At 72.1% G+C, this 24,618-nt stretch carries 17 protein-coding genes; 8 read left to right on the top strand and 9 right to left on the bottom strand.

The annotated features are described in order from the left end of the window. The first annotated feature begins 131 nt into the window (after window positions 1-131). Together Sm713_RS28775 and metG are read left to right on the top strand one after the other, a co-directional pair. Window positions 132-1,610, top strand: a complete 1,479-nt coding sequence (locus Sm713_RS28775; RefSeq protein WP_308293198.1) for a VWA domain-containing protein — start codon at window positions 132-134, stop codon at window positions 1,608-1,610. Window positions 1,611-1,834: 224 nt separating this feature from the next. After that, complete coding sequence (gene metG / locus Sm713_RS28770; protein ID WP_212912927.1) at window positions 1,835-3,451, top strand: methionine--tRNA ligase; 1,617 nt, start codon at window positions 1,835-1,837, stop codon at window positions 3,449-3,451. Window positions 3,452-3,954: 503 nt separating this feature from the next. On the opposite strand, the gene aspS is transcribed toward metG, so the two are convergent. After that, entirely contained in the window at window positions 3,955-5,715 is a 1,761-nt protein-coding gene (gene aspS / locus Sm713_RS28765; RefSeq protein ID WP_212912926.1) for an aspartate--tRNA ligase, read from the bottom strand. A gap of 301 nt (window positions 5,716-6,016) precedes the next feature. Here aspS and Sm713_RS28760 point away from each other — a divergent pair, with 301 nt between their 5' ends. Next, window positions 6,017-8,578, top strand: a complete 2,562-nt coding sequence (locus Sm713_RS28760; RefSeq protein ID WP_212912925.1) for a SpoIIE family protein phosphatase — start codon at window positions 6,017-6,019, stop codon at window positions 8,576-8,578. Window positions 8,579-8,901: 323 nt separating this feature from the next. Here the strand turns inward: Sm713_RS28760 and Sm713_RS28755 are convergent, their stop codons facing one another. Next, on the bottom strand, window positions 8,902-9,939 hold the full coding sequence (locus tag Sm713_RS28755; RefSeq protein ID WP_212912924.1) for an AI-2E family transporter: 1,038 nt from the start codon (window positions 9,937-9,939) through the stop codon (window positions 8,902-8,904). Between the two features lie 259 nt (window positions 9,940-10,198). Here Sm713_RS28755 and Sm713_RS28750 point away from each other — a divergent pair, with 259 nt between their 5' ends. Next, on the top strand, window positions 10,199-11,422 hold the full coding sequence (locus tag Sm713_RS28750; RefSeq protein ID WP_212912923.1) for a glycosyltransferase 87 family protein: 1,224 nt from the start codon (window positions 10,199-10,201) through the stop codon (window positions 11,420-11,422). A gap of 179 nt (window positions 11,423-11,601) precedes the next feature. Here the strand turns inward: Sm713_RS28750 and Sm713_RS28745 are convergent, their stop codons facing one another. Then, window positions 11,602-12,555 carry a pirin family protein gene (locus Sm713_RS28745; RefSeq protein ID WP_212912922.1) on the bottom strand — a complete coding sequence of 318 codons (954 nt, stop codon included), beginning with the start codon at window positions 12,553-12,555 and terminating at the stop codon, window positions 11,602-11,604. A 206-nt stretch (window positions 12,556-12,761) separates the two neighbouring features. Here Sm713_RS28745 and Sm713_RS28740 point away from each other — a divergent pair, with 206 nt between their 5' ends. The 4 genes from Sm713_RS28740 to Sm713_RS28725 all read left to right on the top strand — a co-directional run bounded on the left by Sm713_RS28740 (window position 12,762) and on the right by Sm713_RS28725 (window position 18,211). Beyond that, entirely contained in the window at window positions 12,762-13,232 is a 471-nt protein-coding gene (locus Sm713_RS28740; protein WP_212912921.1) for an SseB family protein, read from the top strand. Window positions 13,233-13,905: 673 nt separating this feature from the next. After that, window positions 13,906-15,741 carry an acyl-CoA dehydrogenase gene (locus tag Sm713_RS28735; protein ID WP_212912920.1) on the top strand — a complete coding sequence of 612 codons (1,836 nt, stop codon included), beginning with the start codon at window positions 13,906-13,908 and terminating at the stop codon, window positions 15,739-15,741. Between the two features lie 583 nt (window positions 15,742-16,324). Then, a complete protein-coding gene (locus Sm713_RS28730) occupies window positions 16,325-17,704 on the top strand; it encodes a M18 family aminopeptidase (protein WP_212912919.1) in 1,380 nt (459 codons plus the stop codon). A 258-nt stretch (window positions 17,705-17,962) separates the two neighbouring features. Beyond that, a complete protein-coding gene (locus Sm713_RS28725) occupies window positions 17,963-18,211 on the top strand; it encodes a hypothetical protein (RefSeq protein ID WP_212912918.1) in 249 nt (82 codons plus the stop codon). 104 nt (window positions 18,212-18,315) lie between these two features. On the opposite strand, the gene Sm713_RS28720 is transcribed toward Sm713_RS28725, so the two are convergent. From Sm713_RS28720 to Sm713_RS28695, 6 genes are all read right to left on the bottom strand, one after another. Further along, entirely contained in the window at window positions 18,316-19,266 is a 951-nt protein-coding gene (locus tag Sm713_RS28720; protein ID WP_249416753.1) for an NADP-dependent oxidoreductase, read from the bottom strand. A 151-nt stretch (window positions 19,267-19,417) separates the two neighbouring features. Further along, window positions 19,418-19,771 carry a hypothetical protein gene (locus Sm713_RS28715; RefSeq protein ID WP_212912917.1) on the bottom strand — a complete coding sequence of 118 codons (354 nt, stop codon included), beginning with the start codon at window positions 19,769-19,771 and terminating at the stop codon, window positions 19,418-19,420. 94 nt (window positions 19,772-19,865) lie between these two features. Continuing rightward, window positions 19,866-21,722 carry an NHL domain-containing thioredoxin family protein gene (locus Sm713_RS28710; protein WP_212912916.1) on the bottom strand — a complete coding sequence of 619 codons (1,857 nt, stop codon included), beginning with the start codon at window positions 21,720-21,722 and terminating at the stop codon, window positions 19,866-19,868. A 144-nt stretch (window positions 21,723-21,866) separates the two neighbouring features. Continuing rightward, window positions 21,867-23,027, bottom strand: coding sequence for an oxygenase MpaB family protein (locus Sm713_RS28705; RefSeq protein WP_212912915.1), 1,161 nt, complete (start codon window positions 23,025-23,027; stop codon window positions 21,867-21,869). A gap of 39 nt (window positions 23,028-23,066) precedes the next feature. Then, window positions 23,067-24,242, bottom strand: a complete 1,176-nt coding sequence (locus Sm713_RS28700; RefSeq protein WP_212912914.1) for a polyprenyl synthetase family protein — start codon at window positions 24,240-24,242, stop codon at window positions 23,067-23,069. Then, entirely contained in the window at window positions 24,235-24,516 is a 282-nt protein-coding gene (locus Sm713_RS28695; protein ID WP_212912913.1) for a polyprenyl synthetase, read from the bottom strand. Before Sm713_RS28695 ends, Sm713_RS28700 begins: the two co-directional genes overlap by 8 nt. Between the last annotated feature and the right edge of the window lie 102 nt (window positions 24,517-24,618).

Below are 24,618 nucleotides of genomic sequence, written 5' to 3'. Positions count from 1 at the left end.
CGTCCTGGCCATGGGTTACCAGGGATCTTGGGAAGCACGTCACGCGGAGGGTTGTGCACATGGGCATTCTGAGTCGGCTGCGGGATTCGTGGGGAGGGCGGTCCCGGAAGCGGGGGCAGTCGGGTGTCCCGGTGGACGACTCGTCCTCTTCTGCGGCGTCCACTGAGGCCACATCCGCCGAGACCACGTCCACCGAGACCGCGTCGGCCGAGAATGCGTCGGCCGAGACCGCGTCGGCGTCTGCCGCGTCCGCCGCGGAGGGCTCGGCTCCGGCGGAGGGGTCCGCCGCGAACGATCTCGTGGCCGCGGCCTTCGACCGGGCGGAGGCGGGGTCGGACGCGCCGAAGCGGACGGCCACCGCTGAGGCCCGGGAGGAGACGGTGGACGTCGTCGCCGCGGAGGCACCCGAGGCGTCCACCACGGCTCCGGCCGTCACCGAACCCGAGCCGGAGACGGAGACGGCGGCCACGCCGGAACCGGAGCCGTCTGTGAAGGCCGAGGCGGAGGCCGAGAGCGCACCGGAGCCCGTGGTCGTGGCCGAGGCCGCGCCCGAACCCGTGGCCGACGCGGTGCCGGATGCGGAATCCCAGGCCGAGCCCGAGACCGAGACAGAGACAGAGCCCGAGACCACGCCCGCCCAGGACGCCCCGGAGCCGGAAGCAGTCGCCGGAGCCCCGGAACCCGCCGCGGAGACCGCCGAAGCCGCGGCCCCCGAGCCGGAGCCCGAGCTGGCCGCTCCCGAACCCGCCGCCACCGCGGAGCCGACCGTCACGGAACCGACGGCCACGGAACCGGCCGCCGCGGAACCGGCCGCCACCGAACCGGCGACCGCGGAACCGGCCGTCACGGAGCTGACCGCTCCGGAACCGACCGTGACCGAACCCCCCGCCGACCCCGCCGCCCCCGAACCCGCCGCCGCCCCCGAACCGGTCGCCGTCACCGCCCCCGCAGCCGTCGCAGGCGGGAACGCCGAGCGCGTCGACGAGGTCGCGCCGGGGCTGGCCGTGGCCTACCGGGCCGCCGGTGACGCGCTGGAGCGGGCCGGGATCGCCGGGGCGCGGGCACGGGTGTACCTCGTGCTCGACCGCTCGGGGTCCATGCGCCCGTACTACAAGGACGGCTCCGCACAGAGCCTCGGTGAGCAGGTGCTCGCGCTGGCCGCGCACACCGACCCCGAGGCGACCGTGCACGTCGTGTTCTTCTCGACGGACATCGACGGGACGGGCGAGCTGGCCCTCGACTCCTACGACGGCAAGGTCGACGAGCTGCACGAGGCCGCCGGCCGGATGGGGCGCACCAGCTACCACCGGGCGGTCGAGGAGGTCGTCGCCGACTACGAGAAGTCGGGTGCCACGGGCCCGGCGCTGGTGGTGTTCCAGACGGACGGCCCGCCGGACACCAAGGGCCCGGCCACCGAGGCGCTGGCGAACGCGGCGCGGCTGCCGCTGTTCTTCCAGTTCGTGGCGTTCGGCGAGCACGACTCGAAGGGCTTCGACTACCTGCGGAAGCTCAAGGCGGACAACGCCGCGTTCTTCCACGCCGGGCCCGAGCCGCGCGAGCTGACCGACGCCGAGCTGTACGACGGCCTGCTCGCCGCCTGGCGCCCGTAGGCACCGCGCGTCTCCTGGAGAGCTGACCCCTCAGGGGACTCGCTCAGGGAATCCCTCAGGGAATCCCCTGAGTGAAGCCCCTGGGGGAGTCCCTGGTGGGGGGCCGGAGCGGCCCCGTGTCCGGCCCCCGGCCCCGCCCCGGTGCCGCCTCCCGCGGGGCCACGCCCCATCACCGTGCGTAACGCATGTGAGCCGCCTCCTTCCGGGCCAGTAGGATTTCGACCATGGCGGCCACTGGATCAGAGAAGCAGGGTGGCAAGGCGTACTACGTCTCCACCCCCATCTATTACGTCAACGACGCTCCTCACCTGGGCCACGCCTACACGACCGTCGCAGGCGACGTGCTCACCCGCTGGCACCGTCAGCGCGGCGAGAAGGTGTGGTACCTCACCGGCACGGACGAGCACGGTCAGAAGATCATGCGCACCGCCCAGGCGAACGGCGTCACCCCCCAGGAGTGGTGCGACAAGCTCGTCGAGGAGGCCTGGAAGCCCCTCTGGGAGCACCTGGAGATCGCGAACGACGATTTCATCCGCACCACGGAGAAGCGGCACACCGACCGCGTGCAGGAGTTCGTCCAGGCGCTGTACGACAAGGGCGAGGTCTACAAGGGCGGCTACGAGGGCCCGTACTGCGTGGGCTGCGAGGAGTACAAGCTCCCCGGGGAGCTGCTGGACGGCGAGGGTGCCTTCGCCGGGCAGAAGCTGTGCCCCGTGCACAAGACGCCGGTGGAGATCCTCAAGGAGGAGAACTACTTCTTCCGGCTGAGCGAGTACGGCCCGAAGCTGCTGGAGCTCTACGAGGCGCACCCGGACTTCGTCCAGCCCGAGTCCGCGCGGAACGAGGTCGTGAATTTCGTCCGGCAGGGCCTCCAGGACCTGTCGATCTCGCGCTCCACGTTCGACTGGGGCATCAAGGTGCCCTGGGACGACAAGCACGTCATCTACGTGTGGATCGACGCGCTGCTGAACTACGCGACGGCCGTGGGCTACGGCGCCGACCAGGACAGGTTCGACTCGATCTTCCCGGCCGACATCCACCTCGTCGGCAAGGACATCCTGCGCTTCCACGCGATCATCTGGCCCGCGATGCTGATGGCGAACGGCCTGCCGGTGCCCGGCCGGGTCTTCGCGAACGGCTGGCTGCTCGTCAGCGGCGAGAAGATGTCGAAGTCCAACCTCACCGGCATCAAGCCGCAGGACCTGACGTCGCACTTCGGCGTCGACGCGTACCGCTGGTACTTCCTGCGCGCCATCGCCTACGGCCAGGACGGATCGTTCTCCTGGGAGGACTTCTCCGCCCGGTACACGAGCGAGCTGGCCAACGACTACGGCAATCTGGCCTCGCGGGTGACGGCGATGGTCAGCCGCTACTTCGACGGGACGCTGCCGGAGGCGACGGCGGTGGGCGCGGCGGAGACCGCGGTGCACGAGGGCCTGGCGAAGGCGGTCGCGGAGGCGGACCGGAGGATCGGCGAGGAGCTGGACTTCTCCGGCGGCATCGCCGCGGTCTTCGAGTTCGTCCGGCTGGTCAACGGCTACCTGACCGAGCAGGAGCCGTGGAAGGTGGCCAAAGACAAGAGCGAGGAGGGGCAGGCGCGCCTCGCCACGATCCTCTACACCGCGGCGGAGGCGCTGCGGGCGGTCGCCGTCCTGCTGAACCCCGTGATGCCGGACACCTCCCGGAAGCTGTGGGAGTCCCTGGGCGCGGAGGCGGCCCTCGGCGCGCTCGCCGATCAGCGGGTCGCCGAGGCCGGCGAGTGGGGGCGCCTGCCGGCCGGGGCCACGGTCACCAAGGGGGAGGCGCTCTTCCCGCGCCTGGAGGAACGCCCGGAGGCCTGACGGCCCCGTTCACCCCTCGCCCGGTCCGCCTCGTTCGGGGCCACCTGCCGGTGGCCGCCGGCGGACCGGGCTGCCCCTTTCGGCCGGCGGCGATGCGCGGGTCTCGTCGTGGTTCTTCGCGCAGTTCCCCGCGCCCCTCATCAGGGGCTGCCCCTTTCGGCCGATAGTGATCTGCGACTTTCGTCCTGGTTGCTCGCGCCGTTCCCCGCGCCCCTTCAGGGCGCCTTGCGTGCCGGTGAAGTCGCGCCCCGAAAGGGGCGCGGGGCTGTGTTTGATATGCGGCTCCGCCGCGTGGGCGCGACCAGCCACGACGAGACGCGCGTATCGTCACCGGCCGAAAGGGACAGCCCCTGATAAGGGGCGCGGGGAACTGCGCGACAAAGGGGCGCGGGGCTGTGTCCGACATGCGGCTCCGCCGCGTGAGCGCAAGAACGGCCACGGCCCGCAGCCGGAGACGGAACCGCAACCGACCGCGGGCCAGGACGCCAGGCCTTACCGCACCGCTACTGAGCCGGACGCCGCAGCGAGATGTGCAGCTCCCGCAGCCGTGCCTCCGTCAGCTCGGACGGCGCGCCCATCATCAGATCCTGCGCCTGCCCGTTCAACGGGAAGGCGATCGTCTCCCGGATGTTCGGCTCATCCGCGAGCAGCATCACGATCCGGTCCACCCCGGGCGCGATCCCACCGTGCGGCGGCGCCCCGAAGCGGAGCGCCCGCAGCATGCCGGCGAACTCCCGCTCCACCGTCTCCCGCTCGTACCCGGCGATCTCGAACGCCGTCAGCATGATCTCCGGCTCGTGGTTCCTGATCGCGCCGGAGGACAGCTCGACGCCGTTGCACACGATGTCGTACTGCCAGGCCAGCACATCCAGCGGGTCCTTGGTCTTGAGCGCGTCCAGGCCGCCCTGCGGCATCGAGAACGGGTTGTGCGAGAAGTCGATCTGCCCGGTGTCCTCGTTCCGCTCGTACATCGGGAAGTCCACCACCCAGCAGAAGCGGAAGACGTCCTCGGTGAAGTTGCCGGAGCGGCGGGCGGTCTCCACGCGGACCGCGCCCATGATCCGGGAGACCTCGTCGTACTCCCCCGCGCCGAAGAAGACGGCGTGCCCCGGGACGAGCGCGAGCCGCTTGGTGAGCTCGGCGATGTCCTCCTCGGTGAGGAACTTCGCGATCGGGCCCGACAGCGCGCCGTCCGCGCCGACCCGCACCCACGCGAGGCCCTTGGCGCCCTGCTCGACGGCGAACTCGCCGAGCTGGTCGAAGAACCGGCGCGGCTGGTCGTCCACGCCCGGCACCGGCAGCGCCCGCACGTGCTTGCCCGCGAAGGCCTTGAAGCCGGAGGAGGCGAAGACGTCGGAGACGTCGACGAGCTCCAGCTCCGCCCGCAGGTCCGGCTTGTCGGAGCCGTACTTGTCCATCGCCTCCCGGTAGGGGATGCGCGGGAACGGCGAGGAGACGTGCCGGCCGCCGCCGAACTCCTCGAACAGCTCGGTCATCAGCTTCTCGACCGGCTGGAAGACGTCCTCCTGCTCGACGAACGACATCTCCAGGTCGAGCTGGTAGAACTCGCCGGGCGAGCGGTCCGCGCGGGCGTCCTCGTCGCGGAAGCAGGGCGCGATCTGGAAGTAGCGGTCGAAGCCGGCGATCATCAGCAGCTGCTTGAACTGCTGCGGCGCCTGCGGGAGGGCGTAGAACCTGCCCGGGTGGATCCGGGACGGCACCACGAAGTCGCGGGCGCCCTCGGGCGAGGTGGCGGTGAGGATGGGCGTCGCCAGCTCGTTGAAGCCGAGCGCGGTCATCTTCTGGCGGATCGCGGCGATCACGGCCGTGCGCAGCATGATGTTCCGGTGCATCCGGGCGCGGCGCAGGTCGAGGAAGCGGTACTCCAGGCGGCGCTCCTCGTTGACGCCGTCCTCGGCGTTCACCGTGAAGGGCAGCGGGGCGGCCTCTCCGAGGACCTCCACCTCGGACGCCTCGATCTCGATCTCGCCGGTGGGCAGCTCGGGGTTGATGTTCTCCGCGCCGCGGGAGACCACCGAGCCGTCCACGCGGACCACGGTCTCCTTGGAGAGCTTGTCCAGCGCCTCGGCCGCCGCGGTGCCGGGGCGGGCGACGAGCTGGGTGATGCCGTGGTGGTCGCGGAGGTCGATGAAGAGGATGCCGCCGAGATCCCGGCGATTGTGCAGCCAGCCGCTCAGCCGGACGTCGGTGCCGACGTCGGTGGACCTGAGTTCGCCGCACGTGTGGGACCTGTATCGGTGCATCGTCTATCCCAGTCGTCGTATGTCGTCGGATGTTGTTCGGATGTTGTTCGGACGTTCGTCGGACGTCGTCGTGGAGCAGAGGCCGTGCCCGGCCCCGTGCCGCCGGTGGCCCGGGGGCCTGAGGGCGCCCCGGCGGGCGGGGCGCGGTGGTGCGGACGGCCGAGGGCCGTGCCGTGCCCTCGCGGGGGCTCCGGGCGGCGATGGCCGGCCCTCAAGGTTACCGTCCGGACCGTACGGACCGGGGCCCCGGCAGAGTCACAGTCAGTCGCCCTTTACGCGCACATGTTCCTAGAGTGGAGTGATGCGCACCAATAATCCCCTCCGGCCCGTAGGGGATGACTCACGCCCGCGGCACGCGGGAGACGCGCCACCCGAGGACCGGTCGCTGCCGGGCGCACCTGAGCCCGACGGCCGGGCCCCGGACGCCTCGGGCTCCCCGGCCGCCGGGGCCGCGGGGACGGACACCGAGGGCACGGAGGCTGACGCCGGGGGCACAGAGGCCGACACCGAGGCCGCGAAGACCGGCACCGAGGGCGCAGAGGCCGCGACCGAAGGCACAGAAGCCGCCACCGAAACCGCCGCGCCCGCCGCCGAGGGCACAGAAGCCGACACCCGATCCGCGGAGCCCGCCGCCGAGGCCGAGGAGCCCGCCGCAAGGGTCGGCAGGCCGGCGCAGGGCGCGCTGCCCGACGCGGCCACCGTGCTGTCAGCGGTGAGCACCGGCGTGTGGCGCTGGGACGAGGAGGCGGGCCTGGTCACGCTGGACGCGCAGGCGGCCCGCCTGGTCGGCCTGCCCGCCCGGGCGGTGACCATGCCGTCGGCGAACATACGTCCACGCTTCCACCCCGTCGACTGGAACGAACTCGACAGCGTCTCCCGCCTGGCCATCACCGAGGGCACCGTCGCCGAGGTCCGGCTGCGGATCATGGACGACCGCAACCACGTGATCCGGGTGGTACGGGCGCGCTGCATGCCGTTCGTGGACGCCGCGAGCGACAGCTACGAGATGACCGGAACCCTCCAGGAGGTCACAGGATCGTCCCCGGGACTCGACGAGATCACCGGGGACTGGCGACGCTCCCGGGAGGCGTTCCTGCTGGACGCGGGCCGGGCGCTGGCGGAGGCGCGGTCCACGGCCGAGGTGCTGCGGGTGGCCGCGGGACTGTCCATGCCGGGCTTCTCACCGGACGGCCTGGCGGTCTTCGGCACCGAGGGCGACCGGATGGTGCTGGTCGGGCACCACGGGCACAAGCCGGGCGACATGGACCCGTTCATGGAGATGCCGCTCGCCTCGGGCCACCCCGCCGCGGAGGTGATACGCACCGGTCACGCGCTCTACATCTCGCCGGAGGAGTACCAGAGGCGTTACCCGGGCTTCTGGCCGCTGGCCAGGCGGTTCAAGCGCGGGGCGTGGGCCGTCATGCCGCTGACGTCGGGCGGCCGGACCCTGGGCGCGTGGCTTGCGGCGTTCACGAACCCGGTGCAGTTCACGCCGGACGAGCGGTCCGTGCTGACGACCGTCGCCAGGATGCTCGGGCAGGCGCTCTTCCGGGCGGGTGCCGAGGAGACGCAGAAGGAGCTCACCGAGGGCCTCCAGCGCTCGATGATGCCGGACCTCGGCCCGCGGGTGCCCGGCCTCGGCGTGTCGGGCCGGTACGTGCCGACCGGCGGCGGCATGGAGGTGGGCGGCGACTGGTACGACGTGATCACGCTGCCGACCGGCCGGATCGCCCTGGTCATCGGCGATGTGCAGGGGCATGACGTACGGGCCGCGGGACTCATGGGGCAGCTGCGGATCGCGCTGCGCGCCTACGCCGCGGAGGGGCACAGCCCGGACGCCGTGCTCAGCCGCGCCAACCGCTTCCTCGCCGACATCTCCAGCGCCGGCGGCTCCCGGACCCAGGGCGGGTCGGCCGACAACGGCGGTGGCGACGACGACTACGGCGTCAGGCCGGCCGGCGGCCCCGCGCACCCCGCGGACGATCGCTTCGCCACCTGCCTGTACGTGGAGGTGGACCCGTCCTCCGGCACGCTCACGATCGCCCGCGCGGGCCACCTCGACCCGGTGGTGCACATGCCGGACGGCACCACGCTGCTGCGGCCCACGACCGGCGGGCTGCCGCTCGGCATCGACGAGGACGCGGACTTCCCGATCACGCACCTCGTCCTGGAGCCCGGCGAGACGATGCTGCTCTGCACGGACGGCCTCGCGGAGACCGGCGGTCACGACCTGCTGACCGGCTGGGGCCGGATCAAGTCCCTGCTGGAGACCTACGGCCCCCAGGACCTGGAGACGCTGGCGGACACCCTCATCGAGGCCGTGCACGGCCCCGCGTCGCACCACACGACCGGCCCGTACATCGACCGCCGCGACGACGACATCGCCCTGATGCTGCTGCGCAGGACCGGCGAGCCGCTGCCGGGCCAGGCGGCCCGGCGCACCACGCTGGCGGTCGCGCAGGCGGAGCCGGAGCGGATCGCGCAGGCCCGCACGCAGCTCCGCGAGCTGCTGCACGACTGGCCGGACCGCGAGCAGGTCGACTCGGCGGAGCTGCTGGTGTCGGAACTCCTCGCGAACGTCCTCAGGCACACCGACGGCGACGCCCGGCTCGTCGCGGAGGTCACCGGCATCCCCGGACAGGAGTGCATGCGGGTGGAGGTCACCGACAGCAGCATCGAGCCACCCCACAGGCGCCGCCCCGGCGAACTGGCGTCGTCCGGCCGCGGCCTGCTCCTCATCGAGTACCTGGCGAACTCCTGGGGCGTGGCCCCCCGCGGCGACGGCAAGACCATCTGGTTCGAACTGAACGAGTCGGAGGAGGAAACGGAGGAGGACGCCCTGGAGAACTGGGACGACCTCTAGCCGCGAAGGGGGCCGAAGGCCCCAGAAGGGCCGCAGGCCCAAAAGGGGCGCGGGGAACTGCGCGACCAGCCACGACACCGCCGCAGACCGCAACAAACCCGAATGACCAGAACGGACCGAGGCCAAGGCCGCAGGCCGAAAAGGGGCCGCAGGTCCAAAAAGGGGCGCGGGGAACTGCGCGACCAGCCACGACGAACCCGCAGACCGCAACGAACCGGAAGCCCCACCCGAAACCGCAAAGGACCGCAGGTCCAAAAAGCCCGGCACGCCCCAGCCAAAGGAAACGGGGAAACCAAGGACCCGGCACACAGCGGCGACAGCCGCTACTCGTACCGGTCACGCAACTCCGCCAGCACCCCGAACGCCGCCGCCGTCAACGGCACCGCCAGCAGCAGCCCGAGGATCCCGGCCACCGAAGCCCCGGCCGTAAGCGCAAGCAGCACCGCCGCCGGATGCATCTGCACCGTCCGGCTCTGGATGACCGGCTGGAGCACGTGCCCCTCGATGACCTGCACGGCGAGCACGACCCCCAGCGCCCACAGGGCGATCGCGAAACCGCGGTCCGCGAGCGCGACCATCACCGCCACCGCCCCCGAGATCACCGCCCCCAGGTAGGGGATGTAGGCGCCCACGAAGACCAGCGCACCCAGCCCCACCGCACCCGGCACCCGCAGGATGACCAGCCCCACGGCGATCAGCACCGCGTCGATCAGCGCGATCAGGGTGGTGCCCCGCATGAAGCCCTCCACGGCCCCGAACGCGCGCCGCGCCACCGCCTCCAGCACCGCACCGCTGTCGCCCGGCGCCAGCACCCGCAGCGCGCGCAGCGCACGGCCGCCGTCCCGCAGGAAGAAGAAGACCAGCAGCAGCGCGAGGATCCCGGTGGCGATCCACTCCGCCACCACGCTCAGCCCGCTGATCACCCCCGACGCGGCCGTCGCGCCGAACTTCGACAGCAGCTTCCCGGCGTTCGCGGCCACGTCGTCCAGGGAGGTGCCCGCGGCGCCGAAGTGCCGGGCCACGGAGTTGCCGGCGTGCTTGAGCGAGGTGGTGATCTGGTGCCCGTTGTCGACCAGCGAGGCCACCACGACGTAGACCGCGCCGCCGACGACGCCGACCACGGCGACACAGGTCAGCCCGGCGGCGAGCGAACGGTTGACGTGCGCCCGCACCAGCCGCCGGTACAGCGGCCTCAGCAGCGCCGTGCCGAGCAGCGCGAGCAGCACCGGCGTGACCGCGGTCTGCAACACGATGCAGAGCCAGACGCCGACCGCGGCGACCCCGGTGACCAGCAGGACGACGACACACCAGGCCGCGGTGCGCCGGACCGGTTCCGGGAGCAGGGGCGGCACGGGCTGCACCCTGACAGCCGATCACGCACCCGGTCCGCCGTCATCCGGGCCGGGCCCACGGGGGTGAAGCCCGCCACGCCGGCCCCGGCCCGCACCCCGCGCACGGGCAGCGCCCGCCGCCCCCACCCCCGACAGAATGTGTCATGAATCACATCATCCCGATATAGCGGACATCCGGGCACGCTGCGAATCTGCTCCCCCACGGGGCGTGACGCCCTGGGGTGGGGGAGAGCGCCGTCGAGCACGTCCGGCCACGGGGGGACGCACAGTGCCGATCCGCACAGCCAGCACCGGCGAGACACCCGACGGCGCGCCCGGAGCCCTGTCCGCCGCAGCCCCGCACCCGGCGTACCGGGGAGCGTGCTACGCGCTCTCGACGGCCGTGCTCAGCACTCTCGTGTACCTGGCCTACCGGACGGCGGACGCCTGGCAGTTCGACCTCTCCGTCTACCGGCAGGGCGCCGCCCAGGTACTCCACGGAGCACCCCTCTACCGGAACGACATCGACTTCACCTATCCGCCGTTCGCCGCGCTGCTCCTCGCCCCGCTCGCGCTGCCCGGCAAGGCGCTCTGCGCGGTCCTGGTGCTGTGCGCGTCGACGGCGCTGCTGCACGCGGCGGTGGGCGCGTTCCTCGGCCACGCCGGGTGGCCGGCGCCACGGGTGCGGCACCGGGCCGTGATCGCGTTCAGCGCCGCGTTCGTCTGGCTGTTCCCGGGGCGCACCAGCCTGATGCTGGGCCAGGTCACGTTCCTCATCCTCGCCGTGACGGCCTGGGACCTGACCCGGCCGGACGGCTCCCGCGCCAAGGGCGTCGGCATAGGGCTGATGGCGGGACTGAAGCTGATCCCGGGCATCTTCGCCGTCTACTACCTGTGCACCGGGCGGCGGGTCCCGGCGCTGGTCGCGGCGGGCACCTTCGTGGCGACGGCCGCGGTCGGCTGGCTGGTCCTGCCGGGCGACTCCGCCGACTACTGGACCCGCTACGTCTTCGCCAGCGACCGCATAGGGGCACCCCAGACCGCGGACAGCGAGACGATAAGGAGCCTGCTGGTCCGCGCGGTGCACGGCACCCAGGGCACGACCCTGCCGTACCTGCTGGCCGCGGTGGCGGTCCTGGCCGCCGGGCTGCTGCTCGCCAGGCGGTGCCGGCGGCACGGCGAGGAACTTCTCGGCATCACGGTCCCCGCCACCCTGATGCTGCTCGTACTGCCGGTGGCGTGGACGTTCTACTGGACCTGGGCCCTGGTGCCGCTCATGCTGCGCCTGACCCAGCTCGCCGCGGTGGACCGCTCACGGCCGGCGGCGGCGTTCCTGCTGATCCTGCTGGCCCTCTTCGCACCGGACACGGTCACCCGGATCCGCGCCGGCGAGGCGGAACTGACGCTGGCCACGGGCGACCAGCTCCTGGCCGCGACGCACGCCGCGGCGGCGGTCCTGGTCCTCGCCATGACGGCGTGGCTGGTACGGGGCGGGGAGGGGGCCCGCACATGAGAACGGGCCCCGTAGGGGCCCGCTGCTCTTAGGACGACCGGCGGGGCCTGCCGCGACCACCGCACCCCGAACCACCCGACGCGGTCGGCCGGCAGAGCCAGACGCGGGACCGGGTCAGGTGCGAGACCGCATCCGGGGTGGGCCCGAATCCGGGGTGGGACGGGATCCGGGAACCCGGCTCAGGTGTGGGGCACCGGGACGGTGCCGAGCCGCCCCTTCTGGAAGTCCTCGAAGGCCTGCTGCAACTCCTCCTTGGTGTTCATCACGAACGGCCCGTAGTGCACCATCGGCTCCCGGATCGGCAGCCCGCCGAGGAGGACCACCTCCAGGTCGGGCGCGCTGGAGTCCTGCTTCTCGTCGGCCCGCACGGTCAGCGAGGAGCCGGTGCCGAACACCGCGGTCTGCCCGGTGTGCACGGGCCTGCGGTCGGTGCCGGCGCTGCCGTGGCCGGCGAGGACGTACGCGAGCCCGTTGAAGTCGGCGCGCCAGGGCAGGGTGACCTCGGCGCCGGGCCGGATGCTGGCGTGCACCATCGTGATCGGCGTGTGGGTGATCCCGGGGCCCTCGTGCCCGTCGAGCGAGCCGGCGATGACGCGCAGCAGGCTGCCGCCGTCCGGGGTGGTCAGCAGCCGCACCTGGCCGCCGCGGATGTCCTGGTACCGCGGGTCCTTCATCTTGTCCGCGGCCGGAAGGTTGACCCAGAGCTGGAGCCCGTGGAAGAGGCCGCCGGAGACGACCAGCTCCTCGGGCGGCGCCTCGATGTGGAGCAGGCCGCTGCCCGCGGTCATCCACTGGGTGTCGCCGTTGGTGATGGTGCCGCCGCCACCGTTGGAGTCCTGGTGGTTGAAGATCCCGTCGATGATGTACGTGACGGTCTCGAAGCCGCGGTGCGGATGCCACGGGGTGCCCTTGGGCTCGCCCGGCGCGTACTCCACCTCGCCCATCTGATCCATCATGATGAACGGGTCGAGGTGCCGGTAGTTGATCCCCGCGAAGGCACGGCGCACGGGGAAGCCCTCGCCCTCGAACCCGCTGGGGGCCGTGCTCACCGCCAGCACGGGGCGGGGGGTGGCGTCGGCCGGGGGTGCCACGCGCGGGAGGGTCAGAGGGTTCTCGACGGTCACAGCAGGCATGGTCGTACCTCCTTCTGCTCGGAGTTTAGTTGAACGTAGAACTTTCTGCCAGCACCCGGCATTCCCACACGCCTTGACCTGGCCTTTCGCCCTGTGCCCACGGGAAGGGGGCGCGCAAGCGCCCGCTACAGGGGCGCGCGGAACTGCGACGGATCCGACCGGGTATCGCCCCCCGGCGGCCCCCCGCCCTGGGTACGCTTGCGGGCATGTACGGCTACGACCAGCAGGCGGCCCAGGGCCAGCAGTACGCTCACCAGCCGCCGCACCAGATGCCCGGCGACTACGGACAGCCGCCGCCTCCGCTGTACCCGGAGCCCTCGCCGCCCTCCCTGGCCGACGCCGTACGCGCCTTCACCACCGGCTCGATGGCGTCCGAGGACTTCCAGTCGATCTTCGCCACGTCCAAGGTGTACTGCCCGCGCGGCGACACCCCGGGCTTCCTGGCCCTGCACAACACCCAGCAGCCGGTGATCCCGATGTTCACCTCCCTCAAGGAGCTGCGCCGCTACGCCGGCAAGGACTCGAAGTACTTCGTCATCACCGGCGCCGAGGTGATCGACCTGCTCCCCACCGGCTACGGATTCGTCCTGGACATGGAGGGCGACCACCGCATGGTCTTCGACGCCAAGGCGGTAGAGGAAATGGTCGACTTCGCCATGCGCCGCATGTACGGCTGACCCTTACCTCTCCTCAGCCCCGGCCCCACTTCCACCCGGCCGCCGTACGCTCAGCCGACCACGCACGTGCCCCCTCGCGCTGCCGCGTCCCCGCCCACCCACGCAGCGGACCGCCGGAGACAAGACACCCCCCACAGACGGGCCTTCCACACCCGCCCCCACCGGCCCGCAGCCGCGTACGAGACAGGAGGGGACAAGGGGGGGATGTGCGCGCTGGGGGTACCTCCCAGGCCCTCAAGGCACTGGGGGAGGCCGGCGCCAGGCCCACAGAACCCGTCCGGACAACAGTGGGGCGCCGGACCGTGGGGGCACCTCCCAGGCCCTTGAGGCGCTGGGGGAGTACATCCCCCCGGGGCCCCGCCCTGAACGACACGGAAGGCGCCCCACGAGGAACCGGCAGACGCATGCGCACCGCGAAGACGCATGACGAAGGCGCAACCGCTCAGGCGCACGACGCAGGCGCACCGCCAACAAGACAGAATCAAACAGCGCGCCCCCACAGCCCCGTGTCCCCAGCCACAAAACCCCAGGAAGGGGTTGTTTTTATTACCCACGGGTAGCATGATGACTGCTACCGACTGGTAGACAAGCCGGTCATCCGCGCCCACACCGTGGCGCCCCCGCACGAACCACGAGGTACCCACCCCTCCGACCCGCCTCCGGAGCCGTAGCCATGGGCCACTACAAGTCGAATCTTCGCGACGTCGAGTTCAACCTCTTCGAGGTGCTCGGCCGGGACAAGCTGTATGGCACCGGCCCGTTCGCGGAGATGGACACCGACACCGCCAGGAGCATCCTCTCCGAGGTCAGCCGCCTCGCCGAGCGCGACCTCGCGGAGTCCTACGCCGAAGCCGACCGCACGCCCCCGGTCTTCGACCCCGAGACCAGCACGGCCCCCCTCCCCGAGTCGTTCAAGAAGGGCTACCGCACCTTCATGGACTCGGAGTACTGGCGCCTCGGCATCCCCGAGGAGATCGGCGGCACCAACACGCCCCCGTCCCTGATCTGGTCGTACGCGGAGATGGTGCTCGGCGCCAACCCGGCGCTGTGGATGTACGCCTCGGGCCCGGCCTTCTGCCGCATCCTCTTCGAGGAGGGTACCGAGCAGCAGAAGCACATAGCGCAGGTCGCCGTCGACAAGCGCTGGGCGTCCACGATGGTGCTCACCGAGCCGGACGCCGGCTCCGACGTCGGCGCCGGCCGCACCAGGGCCGTCCCGCAGGACGACGGCTCCTGGCACATCGAGGGCGTCAAGCGCTTCATCACCTCCGGCGAGCACGACCTGGAGGAGAACATCCTCCACTACGTCCTCGCCCGCCCCGAGGGCGCGGGACCCGGCACCAAGGGCCTCTCCCTCTTCCTGGTGCCCAAGTACGAGTTCGACCCGGAGACCGGCGAGCTGGGCGAGCGCAACGGCGTCTACGCCACCAACGTCGAGCACAAGATGGGCCTGAAGGTCTCCAACACCTGCGAGCTCACCTTCGGCGACCGCCACCCGGCCAAGGGCTGGCTGATCGGCGACCGGCACGACGGCATCCGGCAGATGTTCCGGATCATCGAGTTCGCCCGGATGATGGTCGGCACCAAGGCCATCTCCACCCTCTCCTCCGGCTACCTCAACGCGCTGGAGTACGCCAGGGAGCGCGTGCAGGGCCCGGACCTCGCCCAGTTCATGGACAAGACGGCGCCCAAGGTCTCCATCACGCACCACCCCGACGTCCGCCGTTCGCTGATGACGCAGAAGGCGTACGCCGAGGGCATGCGGGCGCTGGTGCTGTACACGGCATCCGTGCAGGACGAGATCGCCGTCAAGGAGGCCCGCGGCGAGGACACCGCGCAGGCGCACGCGCTGAACGACCTGCTGCTCCCGGTCGTCAAGGGCTACGGCTCGGAGCGGGCCTACGAGCAGCTCGCGCAGTCGCTCCAGATCTTCGGCGGCTCGGGCTACCTCCAGGAGTACCCGATCGAGCAGTACATCCGGGACGCCAAGATCGACACCCTCTACGAGGGCACGACCGCCATCCAGGGCCAGGACTACTTCTTCCGGAAGATCGTCCGCAACCAGGGCCAGGCGCTGAACTCGCTCGCCGAGGAGATCAAGAAGTTCCTCGCGGTCGGCAGCGGCGGCGAGGAGCTGGCCTCGGCACGCGAGGAGCTGGCCAAGGCGGCCGTCGAGCTGGAGGCGATCGTCGGCGCGATGCTCACCGACCTCGCCGCCACGGAGAACGACGTCAAGAGCATCTACCGCGTCGGCCTCAACACCACCCGCCTGCTGCTGTCGTCCGGCGACGTGATCACCGGCTACCTGCTGCTGCGCGGCGCGGCGGTGGCCACGGAGAAGCTCTCCGACGGGCAGGGCCTGACCGCCAAGGACGTCGCGTTCTACCAGGGCAAGATCGCCGCGGCGAAGTTCTTCGCGCAGAACGTCCTGCCGGGCGTGGCCGTGCAGCGGGGCATCGCCGAGTCGGTGGGCCTGGACCTGATGGAGCTGGACGAGACGGCCTTCTAGGTCGTGTCCGGCGGATCTTCGTGGATCAGCCTGCGGCGTCTGGTGCCGTGCATCGCAAGGCGGAGGATCATCCTCGTACTGGGCGTACCCGGATGACTCCGACAACGCGGCGAGGTGCGGTGCTGGGGGCACTCCCCCACTGCCCTGAACCGGCGTGGGAGGTACCCCCACCCACGCCCTTCAGGCAGTGGGGGAGTCGCGGGCCCACGAAGATCCGCCGGACACGACCTAGCCGGCACGGGCACGTTCACCGGCGGCACGGGCACGTGACCGGGAGCAGTCCGGCAGGTTCACCGAAGAGCGTCGAGACCCGCACACCGCCCCGAAGCGCCAGCCGGCCGACCCGCGACACCGACCCCCGAAGCCGACCCGCGACACCGGCCGGCACGGACCACCAGGCAGACCGCCAGGCAGACACCGCCACACGGACCCCCTGCCCCCGCGCCCCGCACCCGCGCCCCGCACCCGCGGGCCGATCCCCCAGAGGCCCGCACCCTGGGGAAACGGCCCGTTTCCCACCCCCGTTCGAGGGCCCGTTCCGCAACCCCGGGAACGGGCCCTCCGGCGTCGTTAAGGTGAACCCATGAGCACTAGCGCCCGTCCGTCGTCCGCCACCCCGCCGAGGGGCGTTCCGCGCGCGTCCCTCGGCTTCGACCGCGGACACACAGACGACCTCATGTCGTTCCTGTCCACCAGCCCCTCGCCGTACCACGCGGTGGCGAACGCGGCCGAGCGGCTGGAGAAGGCGGGATTCCGGCAGGTCGCGGAGACCGACGCCTGGGACGGCTCGACGGGCGGCAAGTACGTACTGCGCGGCGGGGCCCTGGTGGCCTGGTACGTGCCGGCGAACGCTGAGGCGCACACCCCTTTCCGGATCGTCGGCGCTCACACCGACTCCCCCAACCTGCGGGTCAAGCCGCTGCCGGACACCGGGGCGCACGGCTGGCGGCAGGTGGCGGTGGAGATCTACGGCGGGCCGCTGCTCAACTCCTGGCTGGACCGCGACCTCGGCCTCGCCGGCCGGCTCACGCTGCGGGACGGCAGCTCCCGGCTCGTCAACGTCGACCGGCCGCTGATGCGGGTGCCGCAGCTCGCCATCCACCTGGACCGGGGCGCGAACACGGAGGGCCTGAAGCTCGACAAGCAGCGGCACCTCCAGCCGGTGTGGGGCCTCGGCCAGGCCCACGAGGGCGACCTGATCGCATTCCTGGAGGAGGAGTGCGGCCTGCCGGCGGGCGAGGTCACCGGCTGGGACCTGATGGCGCACTCCGTGGAGGCCCCGTCCTACCTGGGGCGGGACGGCGAGCTGGTCGCCGGGCCGCGCATGGACGACCTGCTCTCGGTGCACTCGGCCACGGCCGCGCTGGCCGCCGTGACGGCGGGCGACGGCAGTGGCGCGGGCGGCTCCGAGCCGCCGCACGCGCTGGAGCTGCCGCACATCCCGGTCCTGGCCGCGTTCGACCACGAGGAGAACGGCTCGCAGTCCGACACCGGCGCCGACGGCCCGCTGCTCGGCTCGGTGCTGGAGCGCTCCGTCTTCGCCCGCGGGGGAACGTTCGAGGACCGCGCGCGGGCGCTGGCCGGCAGCGTCTGCCTCTCCTCCGACACGGGCCACGCGGTGCACCCCAACTACCCGGAGCGGCACGACCCGACGCACCACCCGATGGCGGGCGGCGGCCCGATCCTCAAGGTCAACGTGAACAACCGCTACGCCACGGACGGCAGCGGGCGTGCCGTGTTCGCCGCGGCCTGCGAGAAGGCGGGCGTGCCGTTCCAGTCGTTCGTGTCCAACAACGCGATGCCCTGCGGCACCACGATCGGCCCGATCACCGCCGCCCGGCACGGCATCAAGACCGTCGACGTGGGTGTGGCCATCCTCTCCATGCACAGCGCCCGCGAACTGTGCTCCGCGGAGGACCCGTTCCTGCTGGCGGGAGCGCTCAAGGCGTTCCTGGAGGGCTGAGCGGGCGCGACCCCGGCGCCACCCCGGCCCCATGGACCGTTGTTTCCCCTTTCGTGCGGCATGCCTGCCGGCACCGGGGGTACCTGGACGTCGGTCCGGATGAACCACGTGGCACTCCAGTGGAACTCATCCGGACTCACGTGCCGGGCGGGGCACCCGTCCTGACCCGGGGTCACCGGCCGGGGTGGGGCGGCATCGAGTCTCCCGTCCCGGCTCCAGGAGCCAACTTCCCAGCGGAAGGACAGGAGGGAGCGAATCATGGGTCTCGGCGGATGCATCATCCTGATCGCCGTGGGCGCGATTCTCACCTTCGCCACCAACTGGCACATGAAGGGCGTCAACCTCGATCTCGTCGGCGTGATCTTCATGGCCGTCGGCCTGATCGGAATCGCCACCTTCAGCAGCATCGCCAGGCGGCGCCGTGTCGTCGTGCCCAACGCACCGGTGGTGGAGGAGGAACGGCACCACCACCATCACCCGGATGGGACGTACGGCGGCTACGAGTAGGACGCGCCACACGAGTCATCCCCTACACGGACCACACACGATGCCGGGCGGGGCGGGCCGGGTGCCGGGCGGGGCAGCCGGCCCCCGGCCGTCCTGAAGGCGCTTCAGGAGCGCACCGTCAGCACCAGCTTCCCCGTGACCCGGCCCGTCTCACCCTCCGCGTGCGCCTTCGCGGCCTCGGCCAGCGGATACGTACCGGAGACATGCGGGCGCAACTGCCCGGACTCCACCAGCGCGGCGACGCCCTCCATGCCCGCGTGGTCGTACTCGACCAGAAGGGCGGTCGCCCGCACCCCCAACTCGGCCGCCCGCGCCTGAACCTCGGCGAACTGGGCGGGCAGGATCGACACCAGCAGGCCGCCCGGCTTCAGGGTTTCGAGCGAACGCAGCCGGTCCTGGCCGAGAAGCGGGTCGAGGACCATGTCCATCTCGCGGGCCTCGGCGACGAAGTCCTGGGTGCGGTAGTCGACGACCTCGTCGGCGCCCAGGCTCCGTACCAGGTCGTGCTTGGCGGCGGACGCCGTGCCGATGACGTACGCACCGCGCGCCTTGGCGATCTGCACGGCGAGGTGTCCCACCCCGCCGGCCGCCGCCTGCACCAGCACCCGCTGCCCCGGCCGCACGTCAGCCACATCGACGAGCGCCTGCCACGCGGTCATCGCCGCCAGGGGGAGCGCGGCGGCCTCCACATGGCCGAGCGCGGCCGGCTTGGGCACGAAGGCGCGGGCGGGAGCGGTCACGTACTCGGCGTGCGCGCCGTGCCCCTTCGGGTAGGGCAGCATCCCGAACACCTCGTCGCCCGGCTGGTGCAGCGTGACGCCGACGCCGACCGCCTCGACGACACCCGACACGTCCCAGCCCAGCGTGAGCGGCGGCTCGCCCAGTTCCATCTCGCGAGCGCGGTGTTTGAAGTCGGTGGGGTTCAGCCCGGCGGCGTGGACGGCGACGAGGATCTCGTTGCCGATGGGCTCGGGCCGCGGAACCCGGACCTCCCTGAGGACCTCGGGCCCTCCATAGGCGTCCTGGCTGAGGGCACGCATCGTGTTCTCGCTCATGGCACCACCCTGTGTCCTGGCCGGGGAGCCTCGCAACGCCGGGCGGGCCAATAAACGATAGGACCGGGCCATGGCCAACGGGCCATGGGCCGTGTGCCCCACGGGATACGGCCCACGGGGCATGGGCAGCCGCACCGGCCCGCCGAGGGGGTTACCTGGCGGCCGGGACCTCCGGGCCCGCGGCGGGGTCCTCGGGAAGGCGGGTGGCGATGGCCTGGATGCCGGCGAGGACCGTCGCGAAGGTGGACTGTACTTCGGCGAAGCCCGAACGGACCTCGGTCCGGAGTCGGCCGATCTCCTGCTGCTGCTCCAACTGCGTCTCCCGCAGCGCCTGGAGAGTCTGCCGGTGAGCCCTCAACTCGGTCTTGAACTCCGAGACATCGCGATCGTTTATGGCGACGACCGCCCGCGTCGTGGTGATCTGGTCGCGCAGGGCGTCCATCTCCGCCTCAAGAGCGCTCATGCGCTGGTCCATGATGCGACGGTACTCGTCAAGCTCACTCATGTGGACCAGCCTAACGGAACGGACATAACGCAAAGTCGTTACTGCATCACTTGATGTCGCCCATCACACCCGAACCGGTGACCTCCGGGCCGCCCTACTCCTCGACCGCGTCCATGCCCGCCAGCACCAGCGGCAACCGCGCCGCTCCACCCGCGGCCACGCGCACCGGAACGCCCCAGTCCTGCTGGTGGACATGGCAGGCGGGGAACTCCGTGTCGGGGGAGTCGTCGCAGGACGCGGCCATCGCGGAGATGTGCAGGACGCCTTCCGTGACGTCGGGGTTGAGCGCGAGGGCCCGGGTCAGGGCGCTGTCCGGACCGGCGCCGTCGAGCAGCAGCTCGGGCGGGGTCGAGGAGACCAGCAGGCGGGTCGCCGGGCCGTAGCGCTCGTCCAGCTTCTGGCCCGCCGGGGCCTGGAAGATCACGTCGAGCCGGAGGTCGCCGGGGGCCACCTCGGTCGCGGCGCGCTGCGTGCGGTGCGCGACGGGCGTGACGCGCACGGCCTCGTCCGGCAGCCGGAGCCGGGTCAGCCGGTGCCGGGCCGACTCCACGACCACGATCTCGCCGCCGTCGACCACGGCGCCGGAGGGCTCCCGCAGGTCGGTCGCGAGCGTGCTGACCTCGCCGGTGGCCGGGTCGTAGCGGCGCAGGGCGTGGTTGTACGTGTCGCTGACGGCGACCGAGCCGTCCGGCAGGGCGGTCACGCCCAGCGGGTGCTGGAACAGCGCCTGGCCGGCGGGCCCGTCGCGGTGCCCGAAGTCGAAGAGGCCGGTGCCGACGGCGGTGTGCACGGCGCCGTCCGCGTCCACCCAGCGCAGCGCCGAGGTCTCGGAGTCGGCCAGCCAGAGCCGGTCCCCGGCCGCCGCGAGCCCCGAGGGCTGCGCGAACCAGGCCTCGGCGCCGGGCCCGTCGACGAGCCCCTCGTTCGTGGTGCCGGCGGCGACGGCCACGGTGCGGTCCGCCGGGTCGTACGTCCAGAGCTGGTGGACGCCGGCCATGGCGATCCACACCTTGCCGCCGAAGAGGGCGACGTCCCACGGCGAGGAGAGCGCCACCTCGCACGCCGGGCCGCTGGTGGGCGAGCCCTGCATCCACTGCCGGCCGGTGCCCGCGAGGGTGGTGACGGCGCCGGTGGCGAGGTCGAGCGCGCGCAGCGCGTGGTTCACGGTGTCGGCGACGACGACCGTCCCCTCGTCGAGCAGCGCGAGGCCCTGCGGCTCGTTGAAGGCCGCACCGTCGGCCGACCCGTCCAGGAACCCGCGGTGGCCGGTGCCGATCCGCCGCACCACGCTCTCACCGTCGTCGGCGAGCTCCACGAGCTGGTGCCGGGTGGTGTCCGACACCAGCAGATTCCCCGACGGCAGCAGCAGCGCCTTGCCGGGGAACCGGAGGTGCGTGGCCACCGGCTCGGGCGCCACATAGGGGCCGTCGCCACGCCGCAGCGTCCCCTTGGCGTCGTGCTCCTCCTCCAGCTCCGCCACCAGCCGCTCGATGGCGTGCGCGTGCCCCTCGCCGGCGTGCTGGGCGACCACGTAGCCCTCGGGGTCGATCACGACGAGCGTCGGCCAGGCCCGCACGGCGTACTGCTTCCAGGTCGCGAGCTCCGGATCGTCGAGCACCGGGTGCTCCACGCCGTACCGCTCCACCGCGTCCACCACGGCCTGGTGCTCCGCCTCGTGCACGAACTTCGGCGAGTGCACGCCGACGATCACCACCGTGTCCCGGTGCTTCTCCTCCAGCTCGCGGAGCTCGTCGAGGACGTGGAGGCAGTTGATGCAGCAGAACGTCCAAAAATCCAAGATCAATGTGCGGCCTCGGAAGTCGGCCAGCTTCAGCTCCTTGCCACCGGTGTTCAGCCAGCCGCCCTTGCCGACCAGCTCGGGCGCCCTCACGCGGGCGCGCCGGGGGGCGGGGGCGGAGGCGGAGTCTGCGGCGGAGGCGGAGTGGCTCATACGTCCCAGAATGCCATCACTGTGGGTGAGTATTCCCCGGGGTCACCCTCCCTGGGCACCCGCCCCGGACGGCCCGGGTGCCCCGGGTGCCCCTCGGGCGGCGGATGGCCGCACGGGTGCCCCGGGGGCCGCACCCGGTACCTCTCAGGAAACCGTCGCCGGCGGCGGCGTCCAGCGCTTCGCGCGCGGGACCGTGTTCGTCACGCCGTAGTCCTTCTTCAGCTCCTCCGGGATGGCGTAGTGCATGACGCGGCCGCGGGTGAGGGAGGACAGTTCGAGGACCGTGGTGAGGTGGCCGAGGCGGTCCAGGGCCCAGGCGCCCAGCGGGGAGCGGTCCTCGATCGTCTCCAGGACGCCGAGCAGGCGGGGGACGGCCTTGACCACCGTGTCCCAGGCGGTGCGGGGGACGCGGAGCCAGTCCGCGCAGGTGTCGCCGACGAGGTGGCGGATCAGGGCGGAGACGATCGGGTCGAAGAAGGTGCCGGGGACCACCTCCTCGTACAGGTCGATGAGCTGCCTGGTGAGGTGCGCGCCCTCGTCGGAGGGGCCCATGTGGCGGAGCATGTAGAGGTCGAGGAAGCGGCGGGCCTCCGCGAGCGTCCTGGGGACGGCGTCCTGGTCGACGCCGAGGATGGCGCCGACCACGCGCCAGGCGTAGTAGTAGGACTCCGCCCCGTCGGTGGTCATGTGGATGCCGAGGCGGTGCAGGCTGTCCAGGACGAGGATCGAGAAGAACATCTGCCCGCCGATCATGTCCTCCTGGCAGATCGGCACGCCGAGCGCCGCGGTGTCCCAGCGGTCCTCCCGGATCAGGTGGTGGCGGATGGCGGCGTGCAGCAGGCGCACCTTCTGCGCGGCCGGCAGGAAGCGTCCGCCGGCCTCGAACGCGTCGGGCTGCATGAGGTGGACGGTGAACTGGCCGGTCTCCGCCATCCGCCTGGAGGGGTAGCTGAGGCCGTGGGTCGCCGACAGCAGCTTCGCCACGTGCGGGACGAGGTAGCAGGCGGGCATCGACGCGAACGACAGCGCGGTGGAGATGTGCACGTTGTTGTCGATGAAGAACAGCCGGGCCTTCTCCATCTCGTTCCAGTCCACCCAGGACGGCGGCGCGCTGGTCTCGCGGAGGTACTCGCGCGCCACGTCGGGCAGGCCCTCGGGGAGGTCCTGCCCCGCGGTGGTCACGAAGCGCATGAGCGTGTTGAACGTGCCGACCTCGCCGCGTTCGAAGAGGGTGGCGACCACGGAGTCGGCCAGCTCGTCGCCGCTCAGCCGCAGGTCGTCCGTCGGTGTGTCGGTGCGGGGCATCGTCGTCTCCTGCGGTCGGTTGCCGCGGTCGGGCCGCGGTCAGTTGCTGCGGGCGGTGGCACGGAGGGCGAGGTCGGCCAGGGTCCGCCGGGCCGGGGCGGGGACGTCGGCGTCGTCCAACGCGCGCGTGGCCTCTTCCACGCGGGTGCGGATCATGTGCTCGATCCGTTCCGGCGCCTTCAGCCGGAGCATCAGGTAGCGCACCCGGTGCAGGTGGGCCTCCTCCAGGTCGCTCCGCCCGAGCAGCCGGCCGAGTTCTTCGCGCTGTGCGGCGTCGGCGGCCTTCCAGGTCTCGGCGAGCAGGGCGGTGGGCCGCTGGGCGGACAGGTCGTCCAGTCCGGCCTTGCCCGTCCGCTCGGGGTCGCCGAACAGTCCGAGCAGGTCGTCCCGGAGCTGGAAGGCCTCGCCCAGGGGCAGTCCGTAGGCGGACAGGCACTCCCGCAGGGTGGGCCCGGCGCCGCCGAGCAGGGCGCCCATGAGGAGCGGTTGCTCGACGGTGTACTTGGCGGTCTTGTAGCGGATGACCTGCAAGGACGCCTCGGTGTCCGGGCGGCCGCCGGTGCGCAGGATCTCCAGGCACTCGCCGGCGATCAGGTCGCGGGCGAGGTCGCCCCACAGGCCCCGGGCCCGCGCGAGGTAGGCGGCGGGCAGGCCGCTCGTGGCGAAGAGGTGGCCGGCGAGCGCCATCAGGTGGTCGCCGACCAGCATCGCCAGGGACCTGGCGGCGGCGCGGGCCCGGGGGCGTCCGTGCAGGTCCTTCTCGAAGGCGAGGTGGACGGTGGGCTGCCCGTGCCGCAGCGGGCTGTCGTCGATGAGGTCGTCGTGGACGATCGCCGCGGCGTGCACGAGTTCCATGGCGGCCGCGGCGCGCACGAGGGCGTCGTTGTCGGGTTGCCCGGCCGCCCGCCAGCCCCAGTAGCAGAAGGCCGACCGCAGCCGCTTGCCGTGGCCCGCGGCGCCCCGCAGCCGCTCGGCCACGGGTGCGAGGTCGTCGTCGACGGCGGCGAGCCGGTCCGCCTCGCCGCCCAGGAAGTCCCGCAGGACGGCGTCGATGCGGGCTCGGAAGACGGCGGTACTCCAGTGGCCGGGGTCGGCGGGGTCCGGGCGGTCGGGGGCCGGATGCCAGGGGGCGGGGGCGGGTGTGGGTTCTGTGGTTTCGCGGTGGTCGCGTGACGGGTCCGGGCGGTCGAGCCCCGGGGCCGCCCGGTCAGTCATCGGCGCCGTCGCCGGCCTGGCGCAGCTTGTGCCGGGCGAGCACCTCCAGGTGGGCGGGCGGCCGGCTCCCGCAGCGGTCCAGCGCGAGGCGGCCCCGCGCCTGAAGGTCCAGCTCGGCGTCGCGTGCCAGGTCGGCCGTGTCCGAGCGGCGCAGCAGCCCGCGCAGGGTGCCCACCGCCGAGCCGGCCGTGCTCACGGCCAGATCGGCGAGGCCCGCGGCCACCAGCACCACCCGCTCGTCGAGGCCCCGGTCTCCATCGGTCGCATGCGTCATGCCCCACCCACCCATGCCCAGGAATCGTCTCTTTCCGGCGGGTGCGCCAGTGCGCCGCGCACCCTCTCAGAGCATGACGGCACAGACGGGACGAAATTGTCG

Origin of the sequence: Streptomyces sp. TS71-3 (assembly GCF_018327685.1) — a bacterium.
In the GTDB taxonomy this organism is placed as follows: Bacteria; Actinomycetota; Actinomycetes; order Streptomycetales; family Streptomycetaceae; genus Streptomyces.
Note: the sequence above shows the minus strand (reverse complement) of the source record. Positions and strands in the feature narration are given on the sequence as shown.